The sequence below is a fragment of the Mesorhizobium subarcticum genome (assembly GCF_055456085.1).
In genome coordinates this window covers 5,756,335-5,771,081 of record NZ_CM144237.1, presented here as the reverse complement: position 1 = coordinate 5,771,081, position 14,747 = coordinate 5,756,335, and the positions used below count along the sequence as shown (strand labels likewise).

At 61.9% G+C, this 14,747-nt stretch carries 14 protein-coding genes; all 14 read left to right on the top strand.

Annotation, left to right across the window (positions count from 1 at the left end):
* Positions 1 to 172 precede the first annotated feature (172 nt).
* The 14 genes from rpoZ (at position 173) to ACZYHG_RS28315 (ending at position 14,686) form a co-directional block, all read left to right on the top strand.
* Positions 173 to 574: a DNA-directed RNA polymerase subunit omega gene (gene rpoZ / locus ACZYHG_RS28380; RefSeq protein WP_464611387.1), complete on the top strand. Its 402-nt coding sequence runs from the start codon at positions 173 to 175 to the stop codon at positions 572 to 574.
* Between the two features lie 128 nt (positions 575 to 702).
* A complete protein-coding gene (locus ACZYHG_RS28375) occupies positions 703 to 2,934 on the top strand; it encodes a RelA/SpoT family protein (protein WP_027034414.1) in 2,232 nt (743 codons plus the stop codon).
* Between the two features lie 59 nt (positions 2,935 to 2,993).
* Positions 2,994 to 3,572, top strand: coding sequence for an orotate phosphoribosyltransferase (gene pyrE / locus ACZYHG_RS28370; protein WP_464611386.1), 579 nt, complete (start codon positions 2,994 to 2,996; stop codon positions 3,570 to 3,572).
* Positions 3,573 to 3,638: 66 nt separating this feature from the next.
* Positions 3,639 to 4,019, top strand: coding sequence for a VOC family protein (locus ACZYHG_RS28365; RefSeq protein WP_464614809.1), 381 nt, complete (start codon positions 3,639 to 3,641; stop codon positions 4,017 to 4,019).
* A 261-nt stretch (positions 4,020 to 4,280) separates the two neighbouring features.
* Positions 4,281 to 4,880, top strand: coding sequence for a DUF2062 domain-containing protein (locus ACZYHG_RS28360; protein WP_027034417.1), 600 nt, complete (start codon positions 4,281 to 4,283; stop codon positions 4,878 to 4,880).
* Positions 4,877 to 5,290: a holo-ACP synthase gene (gene acpS / locus ACZYHG_RS28355; protein WP_464611385.1), complete on the top strand. Its 414-nt coding sequence runs from the start codon at positions 4,877 to 4,879 to the stop codon at positions 5,288 to 5,290. The genes ACZYHG_RS28360 and acpS overlap by 4 nt, the downstream gene beginning before the upstream one ends.
* A 78-nt stretch (positions 5,291 to 5,368) precedes the next feature.
* Positions 5,369 to 6,118 (top strand): signal peptidase I, encoded by a 750-nt coding sequence (gene lepB, locus ACZYHG_RS28350; RefSeq protein WP_027057688.1) that lies wholly within the window; start codon positions 5,369 to 5,371, stop codon positions 6,116 to 6,118.
* A 2-nt stretch (positions 6,119 to 6,120) separates the two neighbouring features.
* Positions 6,121 to 6,834: a ribonuclease III gene (gene rnc, locus ACZYHG_RS28345; protein ID WP_464614808.1), complete on the top strand. Its 714-nt coding sequence runs from the start codon at positions 6,121 to 6,123 to the stop codon at positions 6,832 to 6,834.
* Entirely contained in the window at positions 6,819 to 7,751 is a 933-nt protein-coding gene (gene era / locus ACZYHG_RS28340) for a GTPase Era (protein ID WP_464611384.1), read from the top strand. Before rnc ends, era begins: the two co-directional genes overlap by 16 nt.
* The gene (locus tag ACZYHG_RS28335; protein WP_464611383.1) at positions 7,752 to 8,648 is read left to right on the top strand and encodes an aminoglycoside phosphotransferase family protein; all 897 of its coding nucleotides are present in this window, start codon (positions 7,752 to 7,754) and stop codon (positions 8,646 to 8,648) included.
* Between the two features lie 593 nt (positions 8,649 to 9,241).
* Complete coding sequence (locus ACZYHG_RS28330; RefSeq protein WP_464611382.1) at positions 9,242 to 10,408, top strand: porin; 1,167 nt, start codon at positions 9,242 to 9,244, stop codon at positions 10,406 to 10,408.
* A 134-nt stretch (positions 10,409 to 10,542) separates the two neighbouring features.
* A complete protein-coding gene (recO, locus tag ACZYHG_RS28325; protein ID WP_464611381.1) occupies positions 10,543 to 11,304 on the top strand; it encodes a DNA repair protein RecO in 762 nt (253 codons plus the stop codon).
* Entirely contained in the window at positions 11,301 to 11,819 is a 519-nt protein-coding gene (locus tag ACZYHG_RS28320; RefSeq protein ID WP_464611380.1) for a PaaI family thioesterase, read from the top strand. Before recO ends, ACZYHG_RS28320 begins: the two co-directional genes overlap by 4 nt.
* A gap of 83 nt (positions 11,820 to 11,902) precedes the next feature.
* Complete coding sequence (locus tag ACZYHG_RS28315; protein WP_464611379.1) at positions 11,903 to 14,686, top strand: DUF2339 domain-containing protein; 2,784 nt, start codon at positions 11,903 to 11,905, stop codon at positions 14,684 to 14,686.
* Positions 14,687 to 14,747: the final 61 nt, after the last annotated feature.

Here is a 14,747-nt window from a genome sequence, read left to right as displayed (position 1 = left end):
ATCGAGGCGTCCGACGCCATGGACACGACGGCGTTGTGCTTCAATCCGATGTTTTGACCGCAGGATTGAGTGCCTGCAGTGCCGACTTTGGCAAGATGCTTGTGTTTTGGCGGCGTTCGGGTTATGGACCCCGCCTGTTTTCCATCAAATCCAGGCATGAAAGGGGCAGTCCATGGCCCGCGTAACCGTTGAAGATTGCATCGACAAGGTCGACAACCGCTTCGAGCTGGTGCTTTTGGCCGGCCACCGTGCTCGCCAGATCAGCCAGGGCGCGCAGATCACCGTGCCGCGTGACAACGACAAGAACCCGGTCGTCGCGTTGCGCGAGATCGCCGATGAAACGCTGTCGCCCGACGATCTCAAGGAAGATCTGATCCATTCGCTGCAGAAGCATGTCGAAGTCGACGAACCCGAAGCCGACGGCGAGGCGATTGCCGATCAGACCGGCGGTGCCGTTGCGGCTACCGACGCCGACGACACCGAGGAGAATGTGACGTTCGATCGGATGACCGAGGAAGATCTGCTGGCCGGCATCGAGGGTCTGGTGCCGCCGGAAAAAAGCGACGACTACTAAGACAACGCTCCGGAAGCACCTGGAACAATCCAGCGGCACTTCCGTATCGGCAGTTTCGTGGCTATCTATGACATGCGCCGTACAGCAGTGCGGCGCATGATTCATTTCATCGCTGAGAGATTGTGCCCATGATGCGTCAGTATGAGCTTGTCGAGCGCGTCCAGCGCTACAAGCCTGACGTCAACGAGGCGCTGCTCAACAAGGCCTATGTCTATGCCATGCAGAAGCATGGCCACCAGAAGCGCGCTTCCGGCGATCCCTATTTCTCGCATCCCCTCGAAGTCGCCGCTATCCTCACCGAAATGCACATGGACGAGGCGACGATAGCCGTCGCCCTGCTGCACGACACCATCGAGGACACCACCGCGACGCGGGCCGAGATCGACGATCTGTTCGGCCCAGAAATGGGCAAGCTGGTCGAGGGCCTGACCAAGCTGAAGAAGCTTGATCTCGTCTCCAAGAAGGCCGAGCAGGCGGAGAACCTGCGCAAGCTGCTGCTGGCGATCTCGGAAGATGTGCGCGTGCTGCTGGTCAAGCTCGCTGACCGTTTGCACAACATGCGCACCCTTGACCATATGCCGGAGGCCAAGCGCCTGCGCATCGCCGAGGAGACGATGGACATCTATGCGCCACTGGCCGGGCGCATGGGCATGCAAGGCATGCGCGAGGAGCTGGAAGAGATTGCCTTCCGCTTCATCAATCCGGAAGCCTACCGCGCCGTCACCGCGCGGCTTGCCGAGATATTCGAGCGCAACAAGGGCGTGCTGACCGACATTGAAAAGGCGCTGTCGGCGCTGTTTGAAAAGCATGCCATCAACGCTGGCGTGAAGAGCCGGCAAAAGAAGCCGTGGTCGGTGTTCCGCAAGATGGAGGCCAAGGCGCTGTCCTTTGAACAGCTCTCCGACATCTTCGGCTTCCGCGTCGTCGTCGACAGCGTCGAAGACTGCTACCGCGCGCTCGGCGCCATCCACACCACCTGGTCGATGGTGCCCGGCCGCTTCAAGGATTACATCTCGACGCCGAAGCAGAACGACTACCGCTCGATCCACACCACCATCGTCGGGCCGTCGCGTCAGCGCGTCGAGCTGCAGATCCGCACCCGCGAAATGAACAAGATCGCCGAATATGGCGTCGCCGCCCATTCCATCTACAAGGACACCGGCGGCAAGACGAACGGTGCTGCCCCCGCGATCTCGAAGGAGACCAACGCCTATGCCTGGCTGCGGCGCACCATCGAGCAGCTCGCCGAAGGCGACAATCCCGAGGATTTTCTCGAAAACACCAAGCTGGAACTGTTCCAGGACCAGGTGTTCTGCTTCACGCCGAAAGGCATGCTGATTGCATTGCCGCGTGGCGCCACGCCCATCGACTTCGCCTACGCCGTGCACACCGATGTCGGCGACACCTGCGTCGGCGCCAAGGTCAATGGCCGCATCATGCCGCTGATGACGGAACTGAAGAACGGCGACGAGGTCGAGATCATCCGCTCCAAGGCGCAAGTGCCACCGGCAGCCTGGGAATCGGTCGTTGTCACCGGCAAGGCCCGGGCCGCCATCCGCCGGGCCACCAAGAACGCCATCCGCAAGCAGTATTCGGGTCTCGGCGCGCGCATTCTGGAGCGTGCCTTCGAACGGGCCGGCAAGACCTTCACAAAGGAAAGCCTGAAGCCGGTGCTGCACCGGCTGGCGCGCAAGGACATCGAGGATGTGCTGGCGTCCGTCGGCCGTGGCGAACTGGCCTCCACCGACGTCATGAAGGCGGTATTCCCCGACTACAAGGACGAGCGCGTCACCGTCAGTGCCCCCAAGCAGCGTGAGGAAGGCTGGTCGAAGATCCGCAACGCCGCCGGCATGCTGTTCCAGATGCCCGGTACTCGGGCCGCGCGCAAGGACAAGGATCAGCCGCGCGATGGCGCGGTGCCGATCCGCGGTGTGCGCGGCGACCTGCCGGTGCGTTTTGCGCCGGAAGGCGCGGTGCCGGGCGACCGCATCGTCGGCATTGTCCAGCCAGGCACCGGCATCACCATCTATCCGATCCAGTCGCCGGCACTGCAGGCCTTCGACGACCAGCCTGAGCGCTGGATCGACGTGCGTTGGGACATCGATGAACGCACCAAGGAACGCTTTCCGGCGCGTGTCTCGGTCACCGCCATCAATGCGCCGGGGTCGCTTGCCGACATCGCCCAGGTCGTTGCGTCCAACGACGCCAACATCCATACGCTGTCGATGGTGCGCACCGCGCCCGACTTCACCGAAATGCTGATCGATCTCGAAGTCTGGGATCTGAAGCATCTCAACCGGCTGCTGTCGCAGCTCAAGGACAATTCGAGCGTCAGCGACGCACGGCGTGTAAATGGCTAGACCATGATCCCGAAAAGTGGGAACCGGTTTTCGGAATGGTCAATTCAAAAGAGGCAAAGATGAATACCGATGAAGTGCTGGGCATCTTCCGTGAGGCGGGTGCTGTTCTGGAGGGGCATTTCATCTTGACGTCGGGCCTGCGCAGCCCGGTCTTCTTGCAAAAGGCGCGGGTGTTCATGCATGCCGACAAGACCGAACGGCTATGCAAGGCGCTGGCCGAGAAAATCCGCAAGGCGGTGCCAGGCAAGATCGACTATGTCGTCGGCCCGGCGATAGGCGGCCTGATTCCGGCCTACGAAACCTCGCGCCATCTCGGCGTGCCGGCCATCTGGGTCGAGCGGGAAGGGGGCGAGTTCCGCCTGCGCCGCTTCGAGATCGACAAAGGTGCGCGCGTCGTCATCGTCGAGGACATCGTCACAACCGGCCTGTCGATCCGCGAAACCATCGACTGCCTGCGCGAGCTTGGCGCCGAAGTGGTGGCGGCGGCCTGCATCATCGACCGTTCGGCCGGCAAGTCCCATGTCGGTGTGCCGCTGATCGCGCTCGCCGAGTATGAGGTTCCGGCTTATCCCGCTGATCGCTTGCCGCCGGAACTTGCCGCCATCCCGGCCGTTAAGCCCGGTAGTCGCAACATTTGACCGTGCATGTCGCCCAAAAGTGTGCAGCGGTTTTGGGAGGGACGACATGCATGAAAATAAATGCAGATGATCGTCGGCATCGATCATTTCGTGTTGACGGTCGCTTCGCTCGAAGCGACCTGCGCCTTCTATCAACGCGTGCTGGGCTTTGAACGCATCGATACTGCGGGACGGCCGACAGCGCTGGTGTTTGGCAATCAGAAGATCAATGTTCACGAAGTCCGCCGCACTTTCGAGCCGAAGGCCAAGTCACCGACACCAGGTTCAGGCGATTTCTGCCTGATCACCGACAGGCCGCTCGACGAAGTCCGAGCCCATATCGAGGCCAATGGCGTGGTGGTGGAACTCGGCCCGGTCGAACGTGTCGGCGCTCGAGGCCTGATGCTGTCGGTGTATTTTCGCGACCCGGACGACAATCTGGTCGAGGTCAGCGAATACCGATCTTAGCCGCCAGCAAGGCCGTGCTTTCGGCGAAGCGGCTGCCGGCTCCATAAATTCGCCGCGATTGTCCAATGTTCGAACCTAAGAATGGTTGTCTCGAAAGGGGCGGCAACAAGCACGCGGCGCTTAGACGGTGTTCGGTTGTTCTTGCGCACGCGCGTCGCTATATCAACGTTGTGATTGCCATCGGGCGATCCTTAAGCGCAAGATGATGTATCTCATAGCCGGCGGAAGTTGCCGGTGCGAGAGTTGTGGAACGGGAACAGAGTGCTTTTTCGACGCCGCAAGCCTGATGGCCTTCTCGAACGGGTGCGTACCTACCTTTGGCCGCGCCGCTCGTTTTCGCGCTCACTTCAGTACTTGTCCAAGCGCATCCTGCGGCTGAAGGCCACGCCGCATGCGGTGGCTGCCGGCGTTGCGGCTGGCGTCTTCGCCTCGTTCTTTCCCGTCGGTTTCCATTTCGTCATTGCCTTCGTCCTGTGCTGGGTGATCGCCGGCAATCTGGTGGCGGCCGCACTTGGCGCTGTTTTCTTCGGCAATCCACTGACTTTTCCTATTCTGTGGGGCGCGTCCTGGGAGACCGGCAAGCTCATCCTGCATGACCGGCTGCCGGCGCATGGTCCGCCTGCGCATCTGGGCGAGATGCTGCACACGCTTTCCTTCGCAAAGCTGTGGCATCCCGTGCTAGAGCCGATGCTGATCGGCGCGGTGCCGCTCGGGCTGGTGTTTGGCCTCCTGTTCTACGGTGTCACGCGCTGGGGCATGAATGTCTTCCGCGAGCAAAGGCGCAAGCGCCTTGCCGAGCGCGCGCATCGCCACGCTCAATCGTCCCATCCCGGCGGAAGCGTCGGTTCCGCCGCACAATGATCATCGGCATCGGCAGCGACCTGATCGATATCAGGCGCATTGAGAAGTCGCTTGAGCGTCACGGCCAGCGCTTCGTCCAGAGGATTTACACTGAGGTCGAACAGGCGCGTTCCGAGAACCGACGCGCCCGCGCGGCCTCCTACGCCAAGCGTTTCGCCGCCAAGGAGGCTTGCGCCAAGGCGCTGGGGACCGGTCTGGCACAAGGCGTGTTCTGGCGCGACATGGGTGTCGTGAACCTGCCCAGCGGAGCGCCGACCATGGCATTGACCGGCGGCGCGCTGGCGCGGCTGGAAAAGATCCTGCCGAAAAGCTATCGGGCGGCGATCCACCTCACCATCACGGATGATTTTCCACTTGCTCAAGCCTTTGTGATCATAGAGGCGTTGCCCGTCGAAGAAGCGCCACATTGATTGCATCTGACGACCGGCATTGACGTTGCCCAGCGCGCGCCGAGACTTTATACCATCCAACGCACAATCGAGGACGACATGAGCGTGGCTGAAAAATCCCAGAAGAAATCCGGCGGGCTTGGCGAAACCGTCAGCGTCATCGTCCAGGCGCTTTTGCTTGCGCTGGTCATCCGCACGCTGTTGTTCCAGCCCTTTTCGATCCCGTCGGGATCGATGCGGCCGACGCTTCTGGAAGGCGACTATCTGTTCGTCACGAAATGGTCCTACGGCTATTCGCGTTATTCGCTGCCTTTTGGACCCGACATTTTCTCGGGTCGCATCTGGGGCTCGGAGCCCAAGCGTGGCGATGTGGTGGTGTTCAAGTTCCCGCCGGATCCGTCTGTCGACTATATCAAGCGCGTGGTCGGCCTGCCCGGTGACAAGATCCAGATGAAAGATGGCCAGCTGTTCATCAACGGCGTTGGCGTGCCGCGCGTGAAGACCGGCCAGATCGACAATCCCGATATCACCGAAATGCCTCAGCCGATCGATGTCTACCGGGAAACGCTGCCCAACGGCGTCAGCTACGACACGCTTGACCTCAATCCGAATTCGATCGGCGACAACACGCGCGAGTTCGATGTGCCGCCCGGCCATTATTTCATGATGGGCGACAACAGGGATAATTCCGCCGACAGCCGTTTCACCGTCGGTTACGTTCCTGCGGAAAACCTGGTTGGCCGCGCCAACCTTGTCTTCTTCTCGATCGCCGGCAAGGCAAGCCCGCTCGAAATCTGGAAATGGCCGTCGCTGATGCGCGCTTCGCGCCTGTTCCATTTCGTCAACTAGGGATGGCAGCGGCGAAGCGGCTGACCGCCGACGCGCTCGCCGAAGCGCTTGTGGAACGCACGGGCCATGCCTTTGCCGACCGCCAGCGCCTGCAGCGTGCGCTAACCCATGCCAGTGCCCGCAGTGCCAATGCCGGCGCCGACTATGAGCGTTTCGAGTTTCTCGGCGACCGGGTTCTCGGCCTGGTCGTTGCCGACATGCTGCTGGCCGCGTTTCCTGATGCGGCGGAAGGCGAATTGTCGCTGCGGCTCAATGCGCTGGTCAATGCCGAGGCGCTTTCCGAGATCGCCGAGGATATCGGGCTGCCGGAGCTGATCCGTGCCGGATCGGATGTGCGCGGCCTTGAGGGACGCAAGCGCGTCAATCTGCGCGCCGATGCCTTGGAATCGCTGATCGCCGTGCTCTACCTTGATGGCGGACTGCAAGCAGCGCGCAGCTTCATCCATAAGTACTGGCAACCGCGCTCGCAGGCTTCGGGTGCGGCGCGCCGTGATGCCAAGACCGAATTGCAGGAATGGGCGCATCAGGTGGCGAGTGCCGTTCCAGCCTATCAGGTCGACAGCCGCGAAGGGCCGGACCACGATCCGTTGTTCACGGTGAGCGTCAAGGTTGGTGCATTTCAGCCGGCGATCGGCAACGGCCGTTCCAAGCGCGAGGCCGAACAGGCTGCTGCGGCTGCCCTTCTGTTGCGCGAAGGTGTATGGAACGCTGCATGACGGATATTGAAACTGCTGAACCCCCCGCCACGCATTCCGGCTTTGTCGCGCTGATTGGCGCGCCCAATGCCGGCAAGTCGACGCTGGTCAACCAACTGGTCGGCGCCAAGGTGTCGATCGTCACCCACAAGGTGCAGACCACACGCGCCATCGTGCGCGGCATCGCCACGCATGACAATGCTCAGATCGTCTTTGTCGACACGCCCGGCATCTTCAAGCCCAAGCGGCGGTTGGACACGGCTATGGTGACCACCGCCTGGGGCGGCGCCAAGGATGCCGATATCGTGCTTTTGCTGATCGATGCGGAGCGTGGCATCCGCGGCGATGCCGACGCGATCCTGGAGCGATTGAAGGACGTGCGCCAGCCGATGGTGCTGATCCTCAACAAAGTCGACCGGGTCAAGCACGAGGCACTTTTGGCGTTGTCGGCCGTGGCGAACGAGCGGGTGCCTTTCAAACGCACTTTCATGGTCTCGGCTCTGACCGGCTCCGGCTGCAAGGATGTTCTCGACTATCTGGCCGAAACGCTGCCTGCCGGTCCCTGGTATTATCCCGAGGACCAGATTTCCGATCTGCCGATGCGTCAGCTTGCCGCCGAGATCACCCGCGAGAAACTCTATCTCAGGCTGCATCAGGAACTGCCTTACTCTTCCCATATCGAAACTGAGAAATGGGAAGAGAAGCAGGACGGCTCGGTGCGTATCGATCAGGTCATCTATGTCGAGCGCGATAGTCAGAAGAAGATCGTGCTTGGCCACAAGGGCGAGACGATCCGCGCCATAGGCCAGGCGGCGCGCATGGAGATAGCAGGTATTCTCGAGCAGAAGGTGCACCTGTTCCTGTTCGTCAAGGTGCGTGAGAACTGGGGCGACGATCCCGAGCGTTATCGCGAGATGGGTCTCGAATTCCCGCATTAAATGGCCGGCAAGCTGAACATCGATACGGCTTTGGTCAGTCGGTTGGTCGCTGCGCAATTCCCCCAGTGGAAGGACCTTGCTGTCAGGCCGGTCGAATTTGGCGGTTGGGACAACAGGACCTTTCATCTGGGCGACGGGATGACCGTACGGCTGCCGAGCGCGGCCGACTATTCCCTGCAAGTGGAAAAAGAACAGCGCTGGCTGCCAAGGCTGGCACCACTTTTGCCATTGCCGATCCCCCTGCCATTGGCGATGGGCGTGCCGACCGGGGATTATCCCTGGCATTGGTCCGTCTATGGCTGGATCGAGGGCGAGACGGCAAAGCGGGAGCGCATCTCTGACCTGTCGCAATTCGCGGCGGACCTGGCGAGTTTCCTGGTTGCCCTGAAGCGCATCGACCCCACCGGAGGGCCGGCGCCCGGGCAGCATAATTTCTTTCGGGGCGGACCGCTGGCCGTATATGACGGCGAGGCAAGGCGAGCGATCACCGCTCTCGGCAACCACATCGACGCAAGCCTGGCGAGTGCCGTTTGGGAAGCGGCCCTTGCCGCGACCTGGAAGGGGCCGCCGGTCTGGTTCCATGGCGATGTCAGCTGGGGCAATCTCCTTGTCGACGAGGGGCGATTGAGTGCTGTGATCGACTTCGGCACCTCCGGCGTCGGCGACCCTTCATGCGACCTGGCGATCGCCTGGACCTTGTTCGAGGGCGAGAGCAGGGAGGTTTTCCGCACCGGTCTTGCCGTTGATGATGCGACCTGGGCACGCGGACGCGGCTGGGCGCTGTGGAAGGCACTGATCACGGTCGCTGGCCATACGAACAATCAGGCGGAAGTCGAAAAGTCGCGACGGGTGATCGACGAAGTGCTGGCCGATTACAAGAAACTCAGCGTGACGTGATTCCGCGATCGCCCTTGTTTCTTGTTCGCCTTCCTTCGTCGCGTTGGCTGAGAAAGCGGTCCCCGCCGGCCCACGGTGAGCCGGTGACTGTCACAATCGATAGCACCGGAGCGTGCGCCAGCCTGTTTCCGCCGCCATGGCGAGATTTGGCCGACTTGGCAGGCGGTATTGGAACTCCCTTGCGTCATCGCTGGGTGGAGGACGCCCGCCTCGCATCTGCCGCGCGCAACGTAACGGTTACTTTTCAATCTAAGTAGCCAAAAAATGCCATTTTAAGGCTAATGATTGGAAATATCTCGTGCTGAGCGCCTAGTTAGCCGCGAAACTATTCGAAGATATATTGAATATATGACGTTGTGCCAATTGTGCCAATCGCGGTATAGGCCAGTGTTATTTGTGCAACACAGAATTAATCTGTTCACAGCATCGCCGTTATTTCCAAAACCGTCATTGAAGACGGAGGATTGATGGGTATGTTCGCCGCGAAAAGGGGACGCGGTGCGCGCCTTTTTCGTTGTGGGGGTGAGGTGGGAAAACATATCCGCCAGCCACAAATCCGAAGCCATTTAAACTATGACTGGAGAGGTCAGAAAATGAATATCAAGAGCCTCCTTCTCGGCTCAGCCGCGGCCCTGATCGCGGTGTCCGGCGCTCGCGCTGCGGACGCGGTTGTCGTCGCCGAACCGGAACCGGCCGAATACGTCAAGATCTGCGACGTCTACGGCGCCGGCTACTTCTACATCCCAGGCACCGAGACCTGCCTGCGCATCGGCGGCTATATCCGCTATGACATCGGCGTCGGCGACGCCGGCTCGTTCGATGGTGTCAACCATGTTCCGGACCATCAGAACGCCGGCGACACCCACTCCACCTACTACAAGAACACCCGTTTCACGTTGAAGACCTGGACGGGTCAGGAGACGGAACTCGGTACCCTGAAGACCTACACCGAGACCCGCTTCAATTATGGCAACAGCTCCGGCGACTATATCAATCAAGGCGCCTCCAATGCGGACGACTGGCAAGGCCGCAACAAGTCGCTCTCTCTGCGTTTCGCCTGGATTCAGCTCGGTGGTCTGCGCGTCGGCAAGGACGACACGGCTTTCGACACGTTCATCGGCTACGCCGGCAACGTTATCCAGGATACGATCGTGCCCTATGGCGGGCAGGAGAGCAACGTCGTTCAATACTACTTCGACGGAGGCAACGGGCTGACCGGGTTGGTCTCTCTTGAAGAAGGCGCCGGCAAGGTCGGCACCATCGATAGCTATGTTCCGCATGTCGTCGGTGGCCTGAAGTATAAGGCCGACTGGGGTGCAATTACCGGCGTTGTCGCCTATGACAGCAATTACGAGGAAGTGGCCGGTAAGGTGCGTGTGGACGTAAACGTCACCAAGGAATTCTCGTTGTTCGTCATGGGCGGCTACGGCACCGATGACAACCTCACCGATCCGACAAACGCAATCAACGCGAAGGGTCGTGGCTTCTACAAGCAGTGGGGCGGCAACTGGGCAGTCTGGGGCGGCGGCACCTACAAGTTCAACGACAAAACTGCGTTCAACGCCCAGATCTCTTATGACGACTGGAAGAACCTCGGCATCGCGGCTAACATTGCCTATACCGTTGTGCCCGGCTTCACGGTCACGGCTGAAGTTGACTACCAGAACGTCGGCAATGACACCCCGGCGAACTCCATCTGGGCTGGTGCCACCAAGAAGAGCAACGTCGGCGGCATTCTCCGCTTCCAGCGCTCGTTCTAAGGATCGACTGACCTTACCAGGCCGCCCGCAGCGTATCGCTGCGGGCGGTTTTTTATTCCCGTCTGCGAGGCTTGGCCTGCCTGAACCTGCTGCCTCATCTTGATTTCGCCATCCGATCGGTGAAAAGCTCCGGCATGGAATGGCGTGATGAGGGAATCATTCTCGGCACCCGCAAGCATGGCGAAACCAGCGCCATTCTCGAGGTGATGACACGCGCCCATGGCCGCCATCTCGGTCTCGTGCGCGGCGGCCGTTCACGCAAGCAGCAGCCCGTTCTCCAGCCCGGCAATCGCGTCGATCTTCTGTGGCGCGCGCGCCTTGACGAGCATCTCGGCACATTCCAGGCCGAGGCGATCGAGATGAATGCCGCCCGGCTGATGGACAGCGCCGTCGCCGTCTACGGCCTTCAGACCATGGCCGCGCATCTGCGCCTGTTGCCGGAACGTGACGCCCATGGCGGCCTTTACGAAGCGCTCGCGGTGATGATCGTCCATCTCGACGATGCCGATGCTGCTGGTGAACTGGTGGCACGCTTCGAGCTTCAGATCCTAGAAGAACTCGGCTTCGGCCTCGATCTCAGCCAATGCGCTGCCACCGGCACGCGACAGGACCTTGCCTATGTCTCGCCGAAGTCGGGCCGAGCGGTGTCGCGTGAAGCCGGCGCGCCTTGGCGCGACAAGATGCTGGCTCTGCCGGCGTTTCTGCAGCGCGGCTCCGGCCTGCGCGGGGATCCGGCGGCGGTCGAGGACGCCTTCCGGCTGACCGGCTTCTTTTTCACGCGCCACGTCTACGAGCCGCGCGGCATCGAACAACCCGATGCCCGCGCCGGCTTCCTTGCCGCACTGCGCAAGCACCACGCGCGCGGCAAGACCATAGCCGGAGAAAATGCAGCATGAGCGAAGTCGAACTGTATCCGGGCCGGGTCTCGCCGCTCGGCCTCGGCACCATTCCGCACGCCGATATCCAGAAATATACCGGCCTGGAACTGCTACAGCGCATCATTGACAGCAAATATCCGGCGCCGCCGATTTCCTTCCAGCTCAACTTCGATCTGACCGAAGTGTCGAAAGGCCGCGCCGTGTTCCGCGGCGTTCCCAATGAGCGGCATCTCAATCCACTCGGCACAGTGCATGGCGGCTGGGCGGCGACGCTGCTTGATTCGGCACTCGCCTGCGCCGTGCAGACACTGCTCGAGAAGGGCGAGGCCTATACGACGGCGGAGTTCAAGGTGAATCTGACGCGGCCGATCACGCCCAGGACCGGCGAGGTGGTCTGCGAAGGCAAAGTGGTCCACAAGGGCCGCACACTTGCCGTTTCGGAAGCGACACTGAAGGATGCCAACGGCAAGCTGCTGGCTTTCGGTACCGAGACATGTTCGATATTTCCGGCTGCGAATCTGGCGGCGCGGTGAGTTTACCAGCCGCTTGGTTGCCGTATTTGAGTGTCAGTGAGACGAAACGTCAGTGAAAACTGGCCTGGTTTGGGGGAACCGCCATGTTTGAGAGCCTGATCGGCCTTGTCGCCATCATCGCTTTGTTCGTCATCATTTCACGCCAGCAGGGCCGCATCGGCCTGATCGAGCGCGAACTTGGCGCACTGCGCAGCCTTGTCCTTTCAGGCGTGGTGCCGCCCGCGGCCAAGCCATCCGAACAAGCCGTCACCGAAGGTAAGCCGGCCGATGCGACCCCGGTAGCTGCGGCAGCGGCCGAAATCGCCGTGCCGGTGGCTGGCGAGCCGGCGATGGCCGCGCAAGCGCCGGCTATGGAGGCCGTTGAGGTTGTGTCCGGGCCGTCGTCGGCTGGCGAGGCAGCCCCGACTGTGGCGGAGCCTGCCAAGCCTGCCACGGCAGCAAAAGCCGCCCGCCAGTCCGATGTCGAAACAGCACTCGGCACCCGATGGGCGGTCTGGGTCGGTGGCATCGCGCTGGCGTTGGGCGGGCTGTTCCTGATCCGCTACACCATCGAGGCCGGCATTTTCGGCCCCGGCGTGCGGCTCACCATGGCAGCGCTGCTCGGCCTCGTTCTGGTCGCCGGCGGCGAGTTCATCCGTCGCACCGGCTTCAAGGTGCCGGTACAAGGTGTCGCCGGCGCCTATATTCCAGCCATCCTGACCGCGGCCGGCGCCTTCATCCTGTTCGGCACGGTCTACGCCGCTTATGCCATTTACGGGTTCGTCGGCCCGGCCTTCGCCTTCACCGTGCTCGGCGCCATCGGCGTTGCGACGATTGTCGCTGCTCTCGTCCACGGTCAGGCCCTGGCCGGCATCGGTCTCGTCGGTTCGATGGCGACGCCGGCGCTTGTGTCGTCGCAGGCGCCAAATCCATGGGCGCTGTTCGTCTATCTCGCCATCGTGCTTGCCGCCACGGCGGTGATCGCACGCATGCGCGACTGGAAGTTCCTGATGGCAGCCGCCTTCTTCGGCACCGGCGCCTGGACCATCGCCTACATGATGAACGCGCCCGGTGCCGACCTTGCCGTCATCCTGTTCATCAACGCGGTGACGCTGGCGGTGCTTGCTCTCGTCTGGCTGGGCATTCGGGGCAGTGAAGCGGAGATTGCAAAAAAAGGTTTCGACTGGCCATCGATCGTTCCCGGCGTCTTTGTTGCATTTTCGGCACTTGGCCTGTCCGTCGACTCCACGCTTGTTGCCGCCGGCGATGCCTTGCCGGGCGCTTTGGTCCTCGTCGCTCTTGTCGCCACCGCACTCTACCGGCCGCGCGCCGTGCCGCTGCTGCACGCCGCTGGGGTGGTGAGCGTGATGATCTATCTCGGCATCATTCCGCCCACCACCATCGGCACCGATTTATCCCAGGGCAACATAGGGTTTGACGGCCTGCAGGTGGCGGCCGGAAATGCGTTGACGCTGCGTATCGGCATTGGCCTTGGCCTGGTCTTCGTCGGCGCGGGTTTCTGGGCCGCCCGCCGTTTCGCCGCCGTCGCGCAGATCCGTGCGGCATGCTGGGCGGCATGGGGCATCGCTGCGCCACTGGTCATCCTGCTGGCGCTGTGGCTCACTTACGGAAATCTCGACCGTGATTTTGCCTACGCCGCGGTCGCTGCTTTGCTGGTCGTGGTTTTTGCTGCCGGCGGCGAGTGGATCGCACGGGCTGAAGAGCCGCCGCTCAAGGGCGGCGTGGCTGTTTCATTCGCCTTTGGGGGCGCGGCGATCGCGGGCCTCCTGATGCTGCATATGGCGTTCGATTCCGGCTGGACCACCATTCTGCTTGGTGCCGCGGCGATTGTGCCGGCGCTGGCCACCCGCTGGCGCTCCTATCCGGTGCTCGGCTGGATTTCGGTCGGCGCGGTGATCGCCGTGCTTGGCCGCGTCGCTTTCGACCCGACCATCGTCGGCGCCAAATTCCTGTCGACGACACCGGTGTTCAACTGGCTGCTGCCCGGCTACGGCGTCCCGGCATTGGCCTCCGGCCTTGCCGCGTGGCAGCTCGCCCGCACTACCCCCGCACTACCAATAACTGGCAATGGCCGGGCGCGCCTTGCCATGGAGGCGGGTGCAGCACTTTTCGCGCTGCTCACCGTCGCCATGCTGGTGCGCCACGCCATGCATGGCGGCGTCATCGACACAGGCGCTGTGACGCTCGCCGAACAGGCGATCTACACGCTGATCGCCATCGGCGCCGGCGCCATACTGGTCGCCATCGACATGCGCTCGCCAAGCTCGGTGCTGCGCTACGGTTCGATGGCCGCCGGTGTGCTCTCGGTTGCCTTCATCGTCTTCCAGCATTTCCTGCAGCTGAATCCTTTGCTTACCGACGAATCGACCGGCCGCATCCCGGTGTTCAACCTGTTGTTCCTGGCCTATCTGCTGCCGGCCGTCGCGGCCGGCGGGCTGGCACTCTTTGCCAGGGATAAGCGGCCGAAATGGTATGCGCAGATGCTGGCGCTGGTGGCGGCAGTGCTTGCCTTCGCCTATGCCACACTGTCGGTCCGTCGCCTGTTCAAGGGCGAGTTCATCGGTCTGTGGAGCGGACTTGGCCAGTTGGAGACCTACACCTATTCGGCGCTCTGGCTGGCCATCGGCGTGGTGTTGCTTACCTCCGGCGTCTGGCTGAAATCGCAGGTGCTTCGTATCGCCTCGGCAGCGCTGATTGCGATTGCGGTGGTGAAAGTCTTCCTCTTCGACATGTCGGAACTGGAAGGCGTGCTCAGGGCACTGTCCTTCATCGGGCTTGGCGCCGTACTGATCGGCATCGGCCTGTTCTACCAGCGGCTTTTGACGCGCGCGGCGAAGGAGAAAATGTCGGTCAGCGAGCAGGGATGACGACAATTTAATGAGCCGGGAATAAACCGGCACCCACCAGCGTTATCTCATTGCTTGGGTG

What these genes read in the sequence shown, in the direction of transcription:
- recO (WP_464611381.1), top strand. Translation starts at nt 10,543, where the DNA reads ATGGAATGGCGTGATGAGGGAATCATTCTCGGCACCCGCAAGCATGGC.
- rpoZ (WP_464611387.1), top strand. Translation starts at nt 173, where the DNA reads ATGGCCCGCGTAACCGTTGAAGATTGCATCGACAAGGTCGACAACCGC.
- lepB (WP_027057688.1), top strand. Translation starts at nt 5,369, where the DNA reads ATGAGCGTGGCTGAAAAATCCCAGAAGAAATCCGGCGGGCTTGGCGAA.
- acpS (WP_464611385.1), top strand. Translation starts at nt 4,877, where the DNA reads ATGATCATCGGCATCGGCAGCGACCTGATCGATATCAGGCGCATTGAG.
- ACZYHG_RS28375 (WP_027034414.1), top strand. Translation starts at nt 703, where the DNA reads ATGATGCGTCAGTATGAGCTTGTCGAGCGCGTCCAGCGCTACAAGCCT.
- ACZYHG_RS28365 (WP_464614809.1), top strand. Translation starts at nt 3,639, where the DNA reads ATGATCGTCGGCATCGATCATTTCGTGTTGACGGTCGCTTCGCTCGAA.
- ACZYHG_RS28320 (WP_464611380.1), top strand. Translation starts at nt 11,301, where the DNA reads ATGAGCGAAGTCGAACTGTATCCGGGCCGGGTCTCGCCGCTCGGCCTC.
- pyrE (WP_464611386.1), top strand. Translation starts at nt 2,994, where the DNA reads ATGAATACCGATGAAGTGCTGGGCATCTTCCGTGAGGCGGGTGCTGTT.
- ACZYHG_RS28330 (WP_464611382.1), top strand. Translation starts at nt 9,242, where the DNA reads ATGAATATCAAGAGCCTCCTTCTCGGCTCAGCCGCGGCCCTGATCGCG.
- era (WP_464611384.1), top strand. Translation starts at nt 6,819, where the DNA reads ATGGAACGCTGCATGACGGATATTGAAACTGCTGAACCCCCCGCCACG.
- ACZYHG_RS28335 (WP_464611383.1), top strand. Translation starts at nt 7,752, where the DNA reads ATGGCCGGCAAGCTGAACATCGATACGGCTTTGGTCAGTCGGTTGGTC.
- ACZYHG_RS28315 (WP_464611379.1), top strand. Translation starts at nt 11,903, where the DNA reads ATGTTTGAGAGCCTGATCGGCCTTGTCGCCATCATCGCTTTGTTCGTC.
- rnc (WP_464614808.1), top strand. Translation starts at nt 6,121, where the DNA reads ATGGCAGCGGCGAAGCGGCTGACCGCCGACGCGCTCGCCGAAGCGCTT.